We start from the raw sequence: 15,631 nt of genomic DNA on the forward strand, positions 1-15,631 counted from the left end.
GGGGGGGGGGGGGCTGACCGGGGGCCCGCTCAGGCGTGCGCGGCCAGCGGTGCCCGCCCGAGCCAGGCCGCCAGCCGGGTGTGCGCGTCGGCGTCCCCGGCCACCTCCCGGGCCGCTGCGAACGGCGTGTTCTCGTCGCGCTCCGGGTCGGGCAGCGCCCGGTGCGCGGCGGACAGCGCGAACTCGGCCAGGTCGTCGGCCAGTTCGACCGGACGGCCCAGTGCCTCGTTCAGGTCCCAGGTGTGCGCGACGAGTTCCATCACGTACCCGGAGAGCCCGGCGTGTCCGGGCACCTCGCCCCACGGCACCCGCACCGCGGCGGTCAGCCGCTCGTCGGGCTCCCAGGCCGCGAGCACCCGCGCCCGGGCCTCGGCGTAGGCCCGCGGCCAGGCGGCGTCGGCGACCCCGTCCACGAACGGCCGGACGGCGAGCCCGTCGCCGCCCTCGCCCACGACCGCGATCCGCAGGGTGCCGCCCACGATGTGGGAGAGCAGCGTCCGTACGTCGAACTCCGTGCAGGGCGTGGGGCCGGCCAGCCGCTCGGGCCGCACCGCCGCGATCACGGCGGCCGCCTGCGCGGTGGCGCGGGCGTAGACGGGACGCGGGTCGACGGCGGGCGCGGACCGGTGGGCCTCGGTGGCGTGCGTGTTCATGGGGTGCTTCTCCTGCCGTTCGGTGACTCGGTACGCAGGTGATCCTCACGGCATAACCTGACAGTTCCCGTCATGATTTGCGGCGGACTTCCGGGCGGCGCGATGCTGGGCGCGTGAAGTCCGACCGCCTGCTGGCGATCCTGCTGCTCCTGCAGACCCGCGGCCGCGTGCCCGCGCCCGAACTCGCCGAACGGCTGGAGGTGTCGGTCCGCACCATCTACCGCGACGTCGAGGCCCTGTCGGCGTCGGGCGTCCCGGTCTACGCCGAGCGCGGCCGGCACGGCGGCATCGAACTGCTCCCCGGCTTCCGCACGGACGTCACCGGACTGACCGCCGACGAGTCGCGGGCCCTGTTCATCCTGGCCGCCGAGGGCGCGCACGCCGCCCTCGGCCTGGACGCGGCCCTCGGCTCCGCGCTGCGCAAGGTCATGGCCGCGCTGCCCGCGCCCCACCGCCCGGCCGCCGAGGTCACCAGCCGGCGCATCCTGGTCGACGCCACCCGCTGGAAGGGCGGCCCGCAGCCCGCCGCCGACCTGGACACCCTCCAGGACGCGGTCTTCGCCGACCGCAGGCTGCGCCTGCGCTACCGGCACAGCGGCGCCCGCGAGCCGCGCACCTACACGGTCGACCCGTACGGTCTCGTCGCCAAGGCCGGCGTCTGGTACCTGGTCGCCGACCGGCGCGGCACCCCGCAGCTCTTCCGCGCCGACCGGGTGCGCTCGGCGACGGTCCTCGACGACCCGGTGCGCCGGCGGCCCGGCGTCGAACTCGCCGACGCCTGGGAGGTGGTGCGCCGCCAGGTCGAGGAGCGGCCGGACGCGCTCGCCGTGACCGCGCGGGTGCGGCGCCCCCGCCTCGACATGTTCCTGCGGATGAACGCCGCGCACCTGACCGGGCCGCCCGCCGAGGACGACGGCGCGAGCGAGTGGGTGACCGTCCGCCTGGCGTTCCCCTTCGTGGTGGCCGTCCGCCAGCTCCTCGCGTTCTCCGACCAGGTGGAGGTCCTGGACCCGCCCGAGGCACGCGCGGAACTGCGCGCGGCCGCCGCCTCCGTCACGGAGCTGTACGGGCCCGCCGGCCGCGCGTCCGGGTGACACCCCGGGCCGCAATCGGGGCCCGCGGGCACGACATGGCCGGGAACCGCCCCCGCTACCGGCTCAATCGAGCCAGTGCCGACGCCCCTTGCTGATCAGCCGCATCTGCCGGGTGGCGAGCCGGGTGATCCGCTCGCGCTCGCCCTCGGGGCCGTCCAGCGCCTCCAGGAAGAGCGAGGCGGTGGCGAGCATCTGGTCGACGTAGAGGTGGGAGAGCATCAGCAGGTCGTCCTCGCTCCAGCCGCGCGCCTCGGGGTCCTTGGCCAGCTCGGCCCGCACCTCCTCGGCGAACCGGCCGAGTTGGCCGCGTATCGCCTCCCGCACCGACTGGACCCCGCCATGTCGCTCGCGGGCGATGAAGCGGACGTGGGCGGGGTACGCGTCCACGTGACGGGCGATCAACTCCACAGCGCGGTGGATGCGTTCGTCGCTCGAGTCGGCCGTGGTCACCGTCGACCGCACCATCCGGTGCAGGCTGCCGAGGGCTTCGTCGACCAGGGCCACGCCCAGGTCGGCGGTGGAGCGGAAGTGCCGGTAGAACGCGGTCGGGGCGACCCCCACGGCCCGGGTGACCTCGCGCAGGCCGAGGCTGCTCAGGCTCTGCTCCTCCAGCAGCGCCAGCGCGGCGTCCAGGAGCGCCTGCCGGGTCTTCTGCTTCTGGACCTGCCGGATGCCCGCGGTGTGACTCATGTCATCCAGTTAACAACTGTTCTCCGTAATTGGAAAGTCTTCGATCGCGCTAGACTGGGAACTCAGTGAACAACTGTACCTACAACTGTTCACCGAGATGTCACGGAGACGGAACCGACCCGTCTCGGAGGGGGGATTGGATCCCATGCTGTTCCTCGTCGCCGCACTCTTGCTGCTCGGCGTGGTCCTGGGCACCGTGGCCCACGCGCCGTTCGGCTTCACCCTCGTCGCCGCCGCCGTCATCGCGGCCTGGCTCGTCGTCTTCGCCGTCCGTGAGCGCCACGGCCGCCGCAGTGCCGGCCACCGCTGAAGGAGCTGATCCGTCATGCACCTCACCGCACCCGCCACCCGCCGCACCGGCCTGCGCGACACCGACGGCATGGCCGTGGCGTCGTTCGTCCTCGGCCTCGTCGGCTTCCTGGTCCTCAACGTCTTCCTCGGCCCGACCGCGATCATCCTGGCCTCCATCGCCCTGATCCGCGGCACGCAGCGCAAGGGCCGCGCCTACCTGGGCCTCGCCCTCGGTGTCCTGGACCTGGTCGTCCTCGTCGCCTTCATGCACGTCGACTCGACGGTCTCCTGGAGCTTCTAGGCTGCCCCCCGGGGACCGGTCGACCCGGGCGGCCCGGTCCGGTCCGCGGCGAAGGCGCCGCGTGTCCACGGACCGACCGCACACCGGGGCTCGTTCGACGGGCGCCGTACAATCGGCGGCACCATGGCATACCTCGACCACGCCGCGACCACCCCGATGCTCCCGGAGGCGGCAGAGGCGCTGACCGCCGCGCTGAGCGCCACCGGCAACGCGTCCTCCCTGCACGCATCCGGGCGCCGGGCCCGCCGCACGGTCGAGGAGTCCCGCGAAGTCCTCGCGGCCGCGCTCGGCGCCCGCCCCAGCGAGGTCGTCTTCACCTCCGGCGGCACCGAGGCCGACAACCTCGCCGTGAAGGGCCTGTACTGGGCCCGCCGCGACGCCGACCCGGCCCGCACCCGGGTCCTGGCCAGCCCCGTCGAGCACCACGCCGTCCTGGACGCCGTCCACTGGCTCGGCGAGCACGAGGGCGCCACCGTCGAGTACCTCCCCGTCGACCGCTACGGCCGCGTCTACCCCGGGGTCCTGCGCGAGGCGATCGCCCGCAACCCCGACGACGTGGCCCTGGCCACCGTGATGTGGGCCAACAACGAGATCGGCACGCTCCTGCCGGTCGCGGAACTGGCCGAGGTGGCGCGGGAGTTCGACGTCCCGCTGCACGCCGACGCGGTGCAGGCCTTCGGCCAGGTCCCCGTCGACTTCGCCGCCTCCGGCCTCGCCGCGATGACCGTCTCCGGCCACAAGATCGGCGGGCCGTACGGCATCGGCGCCCTGCTGCTGGGCCGGGAGTACACGCCCGTGCCCGTCCTGCACGGCGGCGGCCAGGAGCGCCACGTCCGCTCCGGCACCCTGGACGTCCCGGCCATCGCCTCCTTCGCCGTCGCCGGCCGGCTCGCGGCCGAGCAGCGCGACTGGTTCGCCCGCGAGATCGGCGCCCTGCGCGACCAGCTCGTCGAGGTCGTCCGTGAGGCCGTCCCCGACGCGATCCTCGGCGGCGACCCCGCCCCGGAGGGTCGGCTCCCGGCCAACGCCCACTTCTCCTTCCCCGGCTGCGAGGGCGACTCCCTGCTGCTCCTGCTGGACGCCCAGGGCATCGAGTGCTCCACCGGGTCCGCTTGCACCGCGGGCGTCGCCCAGCCCAGCCACGTCCTGCTGGCCACCGGCACCGACCCCGACCTGGCCCGCGGCACCCTGCGCTTCTCCCTCGGCCACACGTCCACCGAGGCCGACGTCGAGGCGCTCGCCAAGGCGATCGGCCCCGCGGTGGAACGCGCGCGTGCGGCCGGGCTGACGTAGCGGCCGGGGCGCGGAGCGCCCAGCGGTCCGACAAGGCGGGCCGCGGCGTCCTCACGTGCGCGTGACGGCTCCGCGCGCCGCGCGCACCAGGCGTATGTACCGGTCCCAGTCCCAGTGCGGGCCGGGGTCCGTGTGGTCCGCGCCGGGCACCTCGACGTGGCCGATGACGTGGTCGCGGTCCACGGGGATGCCGTAGCGCGCGCAGATCCCGGCCGTCAGACGGGCCGAGGAGGCGTACATCGCGTCAGTGAAGGACGACGCCCGGTCCACGAAGCCCTCGTGCTCCACGCCGACGCTCCGCTCGTTGTACTCCCGGTTCCCCGCGTGGAACGCCACGTCCAGCTCGCGGATCATCTGCGTCACGCGGCCGTCCCGGCCGACGATGTAGTGCGCCGCCGCCCGGTGGCCCGGGTCCTGGAACACCTTCACCGCACTGGCGAGGCTGCCCTGGGTGACGTGGACGACCACCCGGTCGATCGTGTAGTCGTCGGGCCGGTCGGCCCAGCGGAAGTTCGCCGGGGAGGCCGCCACCCAGCGCGCGCCCCGGAAGTCCACCGCCCCCTGGACCCGGGGCTTCTCCACCCCCGGCATCCGCCACCACAGCCGCCCGAGCTCGTCGCGCGCCAGCGCCGCCGTGCCCGCGAGGGCCGCCGCGCCGCCGATCAGCAGGGCCCGCCGCCCGATCCGCCGGTCGGCGTCCTTCCCGGCACCCGCCCCGGCGCCCCCTCGGCCGCCCTTCCCGGCGCCCGGTCCCGTGCCCCTCGTCGCGCCCGTCGCCGTGCCCTTCCGCGTCGCCCCCATGCCCCGTCCCGTCCCGTGCCGTCCTTGCGCGCCCCTCGAGGGATGAACGCGCACCCGGGCACCCCGGTTCCCGCCGCCCCGTACCCTGGAAGGGTTATGACTGAGACCCCGCAGCGTCCCCTCCGCGTCCTCGCCGCCATGTCCGGCGGGGTCGACTCCGCCGTCGCCGCCGCCCGCGCCGCCGAAGCCGGGCACGACGTGACCGGCGTCCACCTCGCGCTCTCCGCGAACCCCCAGTCGTTCCGCACGGGCGCGCGGGGCTGTTGCACCATCGAGGACTCCCGCGACGCCCGCCGCGCCGCCGACGTCATCGGCATCCCGTTCTACGTCTGGGACCTCGCCGACCGCTTCCGCGAGGACGTGGTCGAGGACTTCGTCGCCGAGTACGAGGCGGGCCGCACCCCCAACCCGTGCCTGCGCTGCAACGAGAAGATCAAGTTCGCGGCGCTGCTCGACAAGGCGCTCGCCCTGGGCTTCGACGCGGTCTGCACCGGTCACTACGCCAAGGTCGTCGTGCACGAGGACGGCTCGCGCGAGCTGCACCGCGCCTCCGACATGGCCAAGGACCAGTCGTACGTGCTCGGCGTGCTCGACGAGCGCCAGCTCGCGCACGCGCTGTTCCCGCTCGGCGACACGGTCACCACCAAGGACGAGATCCGCGCGGAGGCCGAGCGGCGCGGCCTGGCCGTCGCCAAGAAGCCCGACTCGCACGACATCTGCTTCATCGCCGACGGCGACACCCAGGGCTTCCTCGCCCGGCGCCTCGGCCGGGCCGAGGGCGACATCGTGGACGAGTCCGGCACCCGGCTCGGCACCCACGAGGGCGCCTACGGCTTCACCATCGGCCAGCGCAAGGGGCTGAGGATCGGCACCCCGGCCCCCGACGGCAAGCCCCGCTACGTGCTGGACATCTCCCCGGTGGACAACACCGTCACGGTCGGCCCCGCCGAGGCCCTGGACGTCTCGGCGCTCACCGCGATCAAGCCCCGCTGGTGCGGCGCGGCGCCCACCGGCCCCGCCGCCTACACAGCGCAGCTGCGCGCCCACGGCGGCGAGACCGAGGTGCGGGCCGAGGTCGTCGAGGGCGAGCTGCGGGTGACCTTCACCGAGCCGGTCCGCGGCGTGGCCCCCGGCCAGGCAATCGTCCTGTACGACGGCACGCGCGTGGTGGGCTCGGCGACCATCGCGTCGACCGTGCGGGCGACCGCGGGCGTCGCCTGAGCCACACCTGCGACCCGACGGCCCGCGCCCGGTGCCCTTAGGCCTTCAGGAACTCGGTCAGCACCGGTGCCACCACGTCCGGCTCCACCACGTGGGTCTGGCCCTCCAGGACGCGGGCGGAGCCCTGCGGCAGCGCCTCGGCCACCGCGTGGGCGGCGCGCTGGAGCCAGTCGGGGCTCGCGCCGCCCGCCAGGGCCAGCACCGGCACCTCGACCGACGCCAGCAGCTCGCGCGGCACGAGTCCGCCGCCCATCACGGCGTCGTCGTGGGCGAGGCTCGGCGCGACGGCCTCCAGGGCCGCCCACATCGGCGCCTGGCGGGCGCCCCGGATCATGTCGTCCGCCATGCCGGTCAGCCGCAGGAACAGCTCCACCGCGTCCCCGCGCCGGCCCTGCTCCAGCGCCTCGGTGAGGCCGCGGGTGTACGCGGCCCGCTCCTCGGCGCCGGCGGGGGAGAAGTCCGCGTAGGGCACCTCGTAGACCACCGCGCGGCGCACCGGCAGCCCCTCGGCCAGGGCGCGCAGCACCAGCGCGCCCCCGGAGGACACGCCGAACAGCGACGCCTCGCCGCCCACCGTCTCCACTAGGACCGCCAGGTCCTCGACCTCGCGCCGCACGTCGTAGGGCACGGTGTCACCGCTGTCGCCGCGGCCCCGGCGGTCGTACACCACCGTCTCGAAGCGCTCGGCGAGCGCGGCGGCCAGCGGGGCGAGGGTGCCCCCGGTGGACAGCGCGCCGCTCACCAGGATCACCGCGGGACCCCGGCCGGCGCGCGTGTAGGCGATACGGGTCCCGTCGCGGGAAAGGAGGTTGTCGTCCATGCCCGTGCAGACTGCCGCAGGACACGGATCTCATCGCGCTACGACACGTCCGCGACGACCTCGGTGTCGTAGAAGCACAGGTGCCCCTTGATCGCGGCGACGTCCGGCTTCGGGTCGGGATAGGCCCACACCCGGTCCGTGCCGTCCGTGCCGTCCGTGCCGTCCGCCGGGCCCGGCAGCGACCAGTACGACGCCGTGCCCTTGAACGGGCAGTACGTGTGGGTGTCGGACGGCGTCAGCAGCTCCGTGCGGACGTCCTCCGCGGGGAGGTAGTAGCGGACGGGACAGCCCGTCTCGCGCAGCACCAGCGGCCGGTCGCTCTCCGCCAGCACCTGTCCGTCGCGCACCACGCGCACGCGGAGGTCGCCCTGCTCGATGGTGATCGTGTGTCCAGTGGCCATGTACGGACAGCGCCCGCGGGGCCGCGAATCTTCCCGCGTACCGTGGGCGCCATGCGTATCTGTGTCTTCCTCTCCGCCGCCGACCTCGACGACCGCTACACCGGCCCCGCGCGCGAGTTCGCCGAACTGCTCGGCAAGGGCGGCCACACGCTCGTGTGGGGCGGGTCCGACGTGGGGCTGATGAAGGTGGTCGCGGACGGCGTGCAGCAGGCGGGCGGGCGGCTGTGCGGGGTCTCGGTGGAGTTCCTGTCCGCGCGGGTCCGCCCGGGCGTCGACGACATGGTGGTCGCCAAGGACCTCGCCGAGCGCAAGCGGCTGCTGCTGGAGAAGGCGGACGCCGTGGTGATCATGGTGGGCGGCACGGGCACCCTCGACGAGGCCACCGAGATCCTGGAGCTGAAGAAGCACGGGCACACCGACAAGCCGGTCGTGCTGCTGAACACCGCGGGCTTCTACGACGGGCTCAAGGAGCAGTTCCGGCGCATGGACGAGGAGGGCTTCCTGCCGCGTCCGCTGACCGACCTGGTGTTCTTCGCGGAGGAGCCGGTGGGGGCGCTGGCCTACCTGGAGGAGAGCCAGGGCGTCGTCTGATCCGGGGAGGGTGCGAGCATGGCGGCATGGCTACACATGTGATCACCGGGGCCGGCTCCGGCATCGGCGCGGCCGTCGCCCGCCGCCTGCACGCGCGCGGGGACGACCTCGTGCTGCACGCCCGCGACGCGGGACGCGCGAAGGAGCTGGCGGCACAGTTCCCCGGCGCGCGCACCCTGGTCGGGGACCTCGCCGACCCCGACCGGCTGAGCTGGGCGTTCTCCCACCAGGCGCTGCCCGACCGGGTCGACTCGCTGCTGCACGTCGCGGGCGTGGTCGACCTCGGCCCGGTCGGCGAGCTGACCCCGAAGTCCTGGCGCCACCAGCTGAACGTCAACCTGATCGCGCCCGCCGAGCTCACCCGCCACTTCCTGCCCCAGCTGCGGGCGAGCCGCGGCCACGTGCTGTTCGTGAACTCCGGGGCGGGCCTGCGGGCGAGCGCCGACTGGTCGGCGTACGCGGCCTCCAAGCACGGCCTGAAGGCCCTCGCCGACTCCCTGCGCCAGGAGGAGCACGACCACGGCGTCCGGGTCACCTCCGTCTACCCCGGGCGCACGGCCAGCCCCATGCAGGCCAAGGTCCACCAGCAGGAGGGCAAGCCCTACGACGCGTCCGCGTGGATCGACCCCGAGTCGGTCGCCACGACGGTCCTGATGGCGCTGGACCTGCCCCGGGACGCCGAGGTCAACGACCTGACGGTCCGTCCGGGCGCCTGACCGCCGCCGCGTCGCCCCGCCCCGTCGCCCCCGGCCAGGGCCCGGCCGGGGGACCGGCCGGGCCGGGTTACGTAGGCTGCCGGGGTGAGCAACGACACTGAGTTCCGCTTCGGGCCCGCCACCGGCGTCGGCTCCCTGCCCGGCGGCGACGCCAGGGAGGCCGCCAAGACCGTCACCGGGTCCTTCGAGGACTTCCCGCACCTCGCCGAACTGCCCGCCCGCGGCCCCGGCGCCGACATGATCGGCCGCACCGCCGGACTGCTCGTCGAGCTCTACGCACGCGTGGAGCCCAGCGGGTGGCGGATCGGTGACCGGCCGGGACGCGACACCCGGCGGGCCAGGTCCTGGCTGGTGGAGGACCTGGACGCGCTGGAGGAGTTCACCCAGGGCTACGAGGGCGCGCTCAAGGTGCAGGCCGTCGGGCCCTGGACGCTCGCCGCGAACCTGGAGCTCAAGAACGGCGAGGCCGCGCTCTCCGACCCCGGGGCCTGCCGCGACCTCGCCGGGTCCCTCGCCGAGGGCCTGCGCACGCACCTGGCCGAGGTCGCCCGCCGCGTCCCCGGCGCCCGGCTCGTGCTCCAGCTCGACGAGCCCTCCCTCACCGCCGTGCTGCGCGGACAGGTGCGCACCGCCAGCGGCTACCGCACCCACCGCGCCGTCGACCGGCAGGTCGTCGAGGCCACCCTGCGGGACGTCGTCGGGGTGCACGCGGACGGGCCCGTGGTGGTGCACTCCTGCGCGCCGGACGTGCCGTTCGCCCTGCTGCGCCGGGCCGGCGCGGCCGGCGTGTCGTTCGACGCCTCCCTGCTCACCGAGCGTGACGACGACGCGATCGGTGAGGCCGTCGAGGCCGGCACCGCGCTGTTCGCCGGTGTCGTACCCGCCGTGGACGGTCCATTGTCGGACCCTGCCGGTAGCGTCATGGGTGTCAGGACGCTGGGGCGCAGGCTGGGGCTGCGGCCGGAGCTTCTCGCACGGGTCGTCACGGTCACTCCGGCGTGCGGCCTCGCGGGCGCTTCGCCCGCGTACGCCCGCCGGGCCCTCGCCCACTGCGTCCGGGCGGCGAGATCCCTCGCGGACAACCCAGAGTAACGGGAGGACAACACGGTGGCCGGCGACAAGCAAGCGGAGACGACGGTGCCCGCCGAGGCGCGGGAGCGGCACGCCCAGCTCGCTGAGCAGATCGAGGAGCACCGCTTCCGTTACTACGTGAAGGACGCTCCCGTCATCAGCGACGCCGAGTTCGACCGCCTGCTGCGGTCCCTGGAGGCGCTGGAGGAGGAGCACCCCGAACTGCGCACGCCCGACTCGCCCACCCAGAAGGTGTCGGGCGCGTACGCCACGGACTTCACCGCCGTCCAGCACCGCGAGCGCATGCTCTCGCTGGACAACGCCTTCGACGACCTGGAGCTCGCGGCCTGGGCCGAGCGGGTCCACAAGGACGTCGGCACCTCCGCGTACCACTTCCTGTGCGAGCTGAAGGTCGACGGCCTCGCGGTCAACCTCACCTACGAGAACGGCCGGCTCACGCGCGCGGCGACCCGCGGCGACGGCCGCACGGGCGAGGACATCACGCCCAACGTGCGCACCATTGCCGAGATCCCCGACCGCCTCCACGGCGACGGCGTCCCCACGCTCGTGGAGATCCGCGGCGAGGTCTACTTCCCGATGGAGAAGTTCGAGGAGCTCAACGCCCGGCTGGTCGAGGCGGGCGACAAGCCCTTCGCCAACCCCCGCAACGCGGCGGCCGGTTCGCTGCGCCAGAAGGACCCGCGCGTCACCGCCACCCGCCCGTTGCACATGGTGGTCCACGGCATCGGCGCCCTGGAGGGCTTCGAGGGCATGACCCGCCTGTCCGAGGCGTACGACCTGCTCAAGGAGTGGGGCCTGCCCACCTCCCCGCACAACCGGGTGGTCGACGACCTCGACGGCGTACGGGAGTTCATCGCGTACTACGGCGAGAACCGCCACTCCGTGGAGCACGAGATCGACGGCGTCGTCGTCAAGCTCGACGAGATCCGCCTGCAGGGCCGCCTCGGCTCCACGGCCCGCGCCCCGCGCTGGGCCATCGCGTACAAGTACGCGCCCGAGGAGGTCAACACCAAGCTGGTCAACATCCGCGTGGGCGTGGGCCGTACGGGCCGGATCACGCCGTACGCGCAGGTGGAGCCGGTCACGGTGGCCGGCTCGGAGGTCGAGTTCGCCACCCTGCACAACCAGGACGTCGTCAAGGCCAAGGGCGTGCTGATCGGCGACACCGTGGTGCTGCGCAAGGCCGGTGACGTCATCCCGGAGATCCTCGGCCCCGTCGTCGACCTGCGCGACGGCAGCGAGCGCCCGTTCGTGATGCCCTCCGAGTGCCCCGAGTGCGGGACGCCGCTGCGGCCGATGAAGGAGGCGGACGTCGACCTGCGCTGCCCCAACGCGCGCGGCTGCCCCGCCCAGTTGCGCGAGCGCCTGTTCTACCTCGGCGGCCGCAGGGCCCTGGACATCGAGCACTTCGGCTACGTCGCCGCCGCCGCGCTCACCGCGCCCCTGGAGCCCGCCGAGCCGCCGCTGAAGGACGAGGGCGACCTGTTCGACCTGACCGCCGAGCAGTTGCTGCCCATCAAGGCGTACGTCCTCGACCAGGACAGCGGGCTGCCCAAGCGCGACCCGAAGACCGGCGAGGAGAAGATCGTCACGGTCTTCGCCAACCAGCAGGGCGAGCTCAAGAAGAACGCGCTTGCCATGCTGGACAACATCGCGGCGGCCAAGGAGCGCCCGCTCGCCCGGGTGCTCACCGGCCTGTCGATCCGTCACGTCGGACCGGTCGCCGCCGAGGCGCTGGCCCGTGAGTTCCGCTCGGTCGACCGCATCCAGCAGGCGAGCGAGGAGGAGCTGGCGGGCACCGAGGGCGTGGGTCCCACCATCGCCGCCTCGCTCAAGGAGTGGTTCGCCGAGGAGTGGCACCAGGAGATCCTGCGCAAGTGGAAGGCCGCCGGAGTGCGCCTCGAGGACGAGGCCACCGCCGAGGACGAGGGGCCCCGTCCCCTGGAAGGGCTCACGGTCGTCGTCACCGGCACGCTGGAGCACTTCACCCGCGACGGAGCCAAGGAGGCCCTGCAGGGCCGCGGCGCGAAGGTGACCGGTTCGGTGTCGAAGAAGACCGCGTTCGTCGTGGTGGGTGACAGCCCCGGGTCGAAGTACGACAAGGCCGTGCAGCTCAAGGTGCCCGTGCTGGACGAGGACGGCTTCGTCGTCCTGCTGGAGCAGGGGCCCGAGGCGGCGGCCGGGGTGGCGCTCCCGACCGAGGAATAGCGGTTGAAGGCCACCCGATCAGCGCATATCAGATGTATACGGGTGGCCCGGGCGCATTCGGGCAACCGTCGGCGACCGCTGCCCGTGGAAGCCTTCCGCGGCCTACTGTTGAGATGTGCGCCTGCCGGGCCCCATTGCGGTCGGGGCATCCCCGCGCTCGCGAAGCGCAGGGGAAAGGGTTCTCCCACGCGGCGCCGTGGATGGTTCGTCGGGCATCGGGCCGCGGGGCGTGGGCACCGCCGGCTGTGAGAGGGACGGGAATGGAACCGACCGAGAGCGCCGCGACGCACGCGCGGCTGCCCTGGCTCCGGACGGCCGGCGCCCGGTGGGCGGACCGCTGGTCGGCCCGGCCGGGCCGGCGTCCCGGCGGCCCCGGGCACCCCGCCGGGCGGCCCACGACCGGCGCTTCGCCGTCGGCGTCGTCGGGCGCGCCGTCCGGGTCGTCCGCGTCGTCGGCCACTGCGGCGTCCACCGTCACGGACGCCCGCCGTCGCGCCCTGCTGCCCGTGCTCCCGGTCTCCCTCGGACTGCCCGGCGCCGACACCGAACGCCACCCGTCCCGGCCCGCGCTGCCCGCCGCCGTGGTCGCGGCGGCCGGCTTCGCCCTCGGCGCCGGTTTCTACCGCGCCTTCACCGGCGACCACGCGCTGTTCCCGTCCGGGACGACCGGCTGGTCGCTGGCCCTGCTCAGCGGCGTCATCGTCGGCCACCTGGTGATGCTCGGCCGCGCCCGCTGGTGGGGCGGCACCGGCTCCGGGGCCGCCCTCACCCTGTCCGTGCTGCTGCTGTACGGCTGGGTGCCCGCCGGCATGGTCAGCCTCACCGTCGTCGTCCTGGTCGGCGTGGCCCGGCGCCACCGCTGGCGGCAGGGCGTCCTGCAGGGCGCGGTGGACATCCTCGGCATCGGCGCCGGCGCCCTGCTGCTGGCCGCCTGCGGACGCGTGCCGTCCGTCGAGAACCCCTGGGACCCCGGCACCTGGACCCTCTACACGGCACCCCAGGTCATCCTGGTGGCCGTCGCCTACCTCGCCGTCACCCGCGTGCTGCTGTGGTACCTGCACGCGCCGCGCGGGGGACTGCCCACCGTCGCCCGCACCGCCCTGGTCCGGCAGGGCCTGGTCGCCGTCGCCCTGCTCGGCATCGCCCCGCTGGTGTGCGTGGTGGCCGTCGCCAAGCCGATCCTGCTGCCGCTGTTCGCCATCCCGCTGATCGCCCTCGACTCCACGCTGTGGATCGCCCGGGCCCGCGCCGAGGAGCAGCTGCGCGACCCGCTGACCGGACTGCCCAACCGGCAGTGGCTGCTGGAGCGCATCTGGACCGCCCTCGACGACGCCGAGCGCATCGGCGCCCGCGCCGCGCTCATGCTGATCGACCTCGACCGGTTCCGCTCCGTCAACGACACGCTGGGCCACCTCGCCGGGGACCGGCTGCTGCTGCAGACGGCCGACCGGCTGCGGGTGGCGCTGCCGCGCGGCGCGGAGGTCGCCCGGCTCGGCGGGGACGAGTTCGCCGTCTTACTGCCCGTCGCCGACTCCACGACGTCCGCGACCCGCGTCGCGCGCGCCCTGGTGTCGGCGCTCAGCTCCCCGCTCGACCTCGACGGGCTCACCCTCGTGCTGGAGGCCAGTGCGGGGGTCGCCGTGTTCCCGGACCACGCGCTCGACGCGGAGGGCCTGCTGCGCCGGGCGGACGTGGCGATGTACCAGGCCAAGCGGGACCGCACCGGCGTGGAGGTGTACGAGTCGAAGCGGGACTCCAACACCCCGGACCGGCTGGGGCTGCTGGGCGATCTGCGCCGGGCCCTGGACGCCCACGAGGTGGAGTTGCACTACCAGCCGAAGGTGCGCTTCGACGGCCAGGTGGCCGGTCTGGAGGCCCTGGTGCGGTGGGTCCACCCGGAGCGCGGGAAGGTGCCCCCGGACGAGTTCATAGCGATCGCCGAGTCCTCCGGGCTGATGCCCCACCTGACGGAGTACGTCCTGGAGACCGCGCTCGCGCAGGTGGCCCGGTGGCGGGAGCAGCAGCTGTTCGTGCCGGTCGCGGTGAACGTCTCGCCGCGGGACGTGCACACGCCGGGGTTCGCGGGCTCGGTGGCCGCCCGACTGGCCCGGCACGGGGTGCCGGCGGGCTCGCTCCAGCTGGAGATCACCGAGCACGTGCTGCTGGAGGACCCGCAGCGGGCCGCGGACACGCTGAACGCGCTGACCGGGCACGGCGTGAAGATGTCCCTGGACGACTTCGGCACCGGCTACTCCTCGCTGGTGCACCTGCGGCGGCTGCCGGTCAGCGAGCTGAAGATCGACCGGTCGTTCGTGGCGCGGCTGGCCGTGGACGCCGAGGACGCCGAGATCGTGCGGTGCACGGTCGACCTGGCCCACTCGCTGGGCCTGCTCGTCGTCGCGGAGGGCGTCGAGGACGACGAGACGTGGGAGCGGCTCCGCGACCTGGGCTGTGACGCGGTGCAGGGCTGGCTGGTCGCCGCGGCGATGCCGCCCGAGGAGATGACCGCGTGGCTGCTGGCCCGCGGCTCCCGCGGCTGGCAGCGCCCCCGGGCGGCCCTGCCGGCCGCCGAGTAGCCCGCCGGGCGGACTCTTCGCGGGCCGCTGAGCAGCCCTCCGGGCGGACTCTTCGTCGGCCGCAGAGCAGCCCCCGGGCGGACCCTTCGCGGACCGCCCCTCGGACTTTCCTGCCGGGCGCACCCCCTCGAACCCCCGGGCACCCCCGGCCCCTCCCCGGCTCTCCTCCCCGGGCGCCCCGGCCCCCTCCCTGGGCGCCCGGCCCCCTCCCCGGGCGCCCCTCAGACCCTCCCCGCCGTGAAGTGGCCGATCAGCAGGTCCAGTCGGCGGGCGTGGCCGGCCTCCGGGAGGCGGGCGCTGCGCATCAGGGTGACCAGGCCGTGCAGGCTCGCCCAGAACGTCTCCGTGAGCAGCGGGACGTCGTCGCCGTCGGCGGCGACGGGCTCCACGGCCCGCACCAGCTCCCCGAACGCCTCCTGCAGCGGCGCCGGCGCCTCGGGCGTCGCGAACGGCAGGTCCACGGCGTGGGTGAACATCGCGTCGTACAGTGCGGGCCGCCGCCGGCCGAACGCCGTGTACGCGCTCCCGACCGCCGCCAGCCGCGCCCGCGCCCCCGAGGCGGCCTCCCGCGCGGTGCGCAGCTCGACCGCGAGTTCGGCGCAGCCCTCCACCGCGACCGCCGCCATGATCGCGTCCTTGCCCTTGAAGTGGCTGTAGAGGACCGGCTGGCTGTACTCGATCTCGGCCGCCAGGCGCCGTGTGGTCACCGCGTCCCAGCCCTCGGCCTCGGCCAGTTCGCGGGCGGCCGTGACGATCAGCCGCTCCCGCTCCGCTCGTTCGCGCTCCCGGCGCGTCTGGATCGACATGCTCCTGATTCTAGCAACGCTAGACAACCTGTCGACGCTCGTGCTAGCTTCGCTACAACGGCTAGCGCCGCTAGCCA

At 74.4% G+C, this 15,631-nt stretch carries 16 protein-coding genes; 10 read left to right on the forward strand and 6 right to left on the reverse strand.

The window, feature by feature from the left end:
* Positions 1-29: 29 nt before the first annotated feature.
* Complete coding sequence (locus tag AQJ30_RS26125) at positions 30-653, reverse strand: TIGR03086 family metal-binding protein (RefSeq protein WP_067238805.1); 624 nt, start codon at positions 651-653, stop codon at positions 30-32.
* A 113-nt stretch (positions 654-766) separates the two neighbouring features.
* Here AQJ30_RS26125 and AQJ30_RS26130 point away from each other — a divergent pair, with 113 nt between their 5' ends.
* On the forward strand, positions 767-1,747 hold the full coding sequence (locus tag AQJ30_RS26130) for a helix-turn-helix transcriptional regulator (protein WP_067238808.1): 981 nt from the start codon (positions 767-769) through the stop codon (positions 1,745-1,747).
* A 63-nt stretch (positions 1,748-1,810) separates the two neighbouring features.
* Here the strand turns inward: AQJ30_RS26130 and AQJ30_RS26135 are convergent, their stop codons facing one another.
* The gene (locus AQJ30_RS26135; RefSeq protein ID WP_067238810.1) at positions 1,811-2,437 is read right to left on the reverse strand and encodes a TetR family transcriptional regulator; all 627 of its coding nucleotides are present in this window, start codon (positions 2,435-2,437) and stop codon (positions 1,811-1,813) included.
* A gap of 145 nt (positions 2,438-2,582) precedes the next feature.
* Between AQJ30_RS26135 and AQJ30_RS38805 the strand changes: the two genes are divergently transcribed.
* The 3 genes from AQJ30_RS38805 to AQJ30_RS26145 all read left to right on the forward strand — a co-directional run bounded on the left by AQJ30_RS38805 (position 2,583) and on the right by AQJ30_RS26145 (position 4,322).
* Positions 2,583-2,747, forward strand: a complete 165-nt coding sequence (locus tag AQJ30_RS38805) for a hypothetical protein (RefSeq protein ID WP_168218151.1) — start codon at positions 2,583-2,585, stop codon at positions 2,745-2,747.
* 15 nt (positions 2,748-2,762) lie between these two features.
* Positions 2,763-3,029 (forward strand): DUF4190 domain-containing protein, encoded by a 267-nt coding sequence (locus AQJ30_RS26140; protein WP_067238813.1) that lies wholly within the window; start codon positions 2,763-2,765, stop codon positions 3,027-3,029.
* A 123-nt stretch (positions 3,030-3,152) separates the two neighbouring features.
* On the forward strand, positions 3,153-4,322 hold the full coding sequence (locus tag AQJ30_RS26145) for a cysteine desulfurase family protein (protein ID WP_067238816.1): 1,170 nt from the start codon (positions 3,153-3,155) through the stop codon (positions 4,320-4,322).
* A 51-nt stretch (positions 4,323-4,373) separates the two neighbouring features.
* On the opposite strand, the gene AQJ30_RS26150 is transcribed toward AQJ30_RS26145, so the two are convergent.
* Positions 4,374-5,123, reverse strand: coding sequence for an N-acetylmuramoyl-L-alanine amidase (locus AQJ30_RS26150; protein WP_067238818.1), 750 nt, complete (start codon positions 5,121-5,123; stop codon positions 4,374-4,376).
* 96 nt (positions 5,124-5,219) lie between these two features.
* On the opposite strand from AQJ30_RS26150, the gene mnmA reads away from it, so the two are divergent.
* Positions 5,220-6,344 (forward strand): tRNA 2-thiouridine(34) synthase MnmA, encoded by a 1,125-nt coding sequence (mnmA, locus tag AQJ30_RS26155; protein WP_067238821.1) that lies wholly within the window; start codon positions 5,220-5,222, stop codon positions 6,342-6,344.
* 37 nt (positions 6,345-6,381) lie between these two features.
* Here mnmA and AQJ30_RS26160 read toward each other — a convergent pair whose 3' ends face one another.
* Entirely contained in the window at positions 6,382-7,164 is a 783-nt protein-coding gene (locus AQJ30_RS26160; RefSeq protein ID WP_067238824.1) for an alpha/beta fold hydrolase, read from the reverse strand.
* Positions 7,165-7,202: 38 nt separating this feature from the next.
* Positions 7,203-7,565: a DUF427 domain-containing protein gene (locus tag AQJ30_RS26165; RefSeq protein ID WP_067238826.1), complete on the reverse strand. Its 363-nt coding sequence runs from the start codon at positions 7,563-7,565 to the stop codon at positions 7,203-7,205.
* 51 nt (positions 7,566-7,616) lie between these two features.
* Between AQJ30_RS26165 and AQJ30_RS26170 the strand changes: the two genes are divergently transcribed.
* The 5 genes from AQJ30_RS26170 to AQJ30_RS26190 all read left to right on the forward strand — a co-directional run bounded on the left by AQJ30_RS26170 (position 7,617) and on the right by AQJ30_RS26190 (position 14,748).
* Positions 7,617-8,156 carry an LOG family protein gene (locus AQJ30_RS26170; protein ID WP_067239275.1) on the forward strand — a complete coding sequence of 180 codons (540 nt, stop codon included), beginning with the start codon at positions 7,617-7,619 and terminating at the stop codon, positions 8,154-8,156.
* Between the two features lie 26 nt (positions 8,157-8,182).
* Positions 8,183-8,872, forward strand: a complete 690-nt coding sequence (locus AQJ30_RS26175) for an SDR family oxidoreductase (RefSeq protein WP_067238829.1) — start codon at positions 8,183-8,185, stop codon at positions 8,870-8,872.
* An 84-nt stretch (positions 8,873-8,956) separates the two neighbouring features.
* Positions 8,957-9,964 (forward strand): methionine synthase, encoded by a 1,008-nt coding sequence (locus AQJ30_RS26180; protein ID WP_067238832.1) that lies wholly within the window; start codon positions 8,957-8,959, stop codon positions 9,962-9,964.
* Between the two features lie 15 nt (positions 9,965-9,979).
* Positions 9,980-12,172, forward strand: coding sequence for an NAD-dependent DNA ligase LigA (ligA, locus tag AQJ30_RS26185; protein WP_067238835.1), 2,193 nt, complete (start codon positions 9,980-9,982; stop codon positions 12,170-12,172).
* Between the two features lie 260 nt (positions 12,173-12,432).
* Complete coding sequence (locus AQJ30_RS26190) at positions 12,433-14,748, forward strand: putative bifunctional diguanylate cyclase/phosphodiesterase (protein ID WP_067238838.1); 2,316 nt, start codon at positions 12,433-12,435, stop codon at positions 14,746-14,748.
* A 221-nt stretch (positions 14,749-14,969) separates the two neighbouring features.
* On the opposite strand, the gene AQJ30_RS26195 is transcribed toward AQJ30_RS26190, so the two are convergent.
* Complete coding sequence (locus AQJ30_RS26195; RefSeq protein ID WP_067238839.1) at positions 14,970-15,554, reverse strand: TetR/AcrR family transcriptional regulator; 585 nt, start codon at positions 15,552-15,554, stop codon at positions 14,970-14,972.
* Positions 15,555-15,631 lie beyond the last annotated feature (77 nt).

This window comes from Streptomyces longwoodensis (assembly GCF_001514125.1).
GTDB classification, from domain to species: Bacteria; Actinomycetota; Actinomycetes; order Streptomycetales; family Streptomycetaceae; genus Streptomyces; species Streptomyces longwoodensis.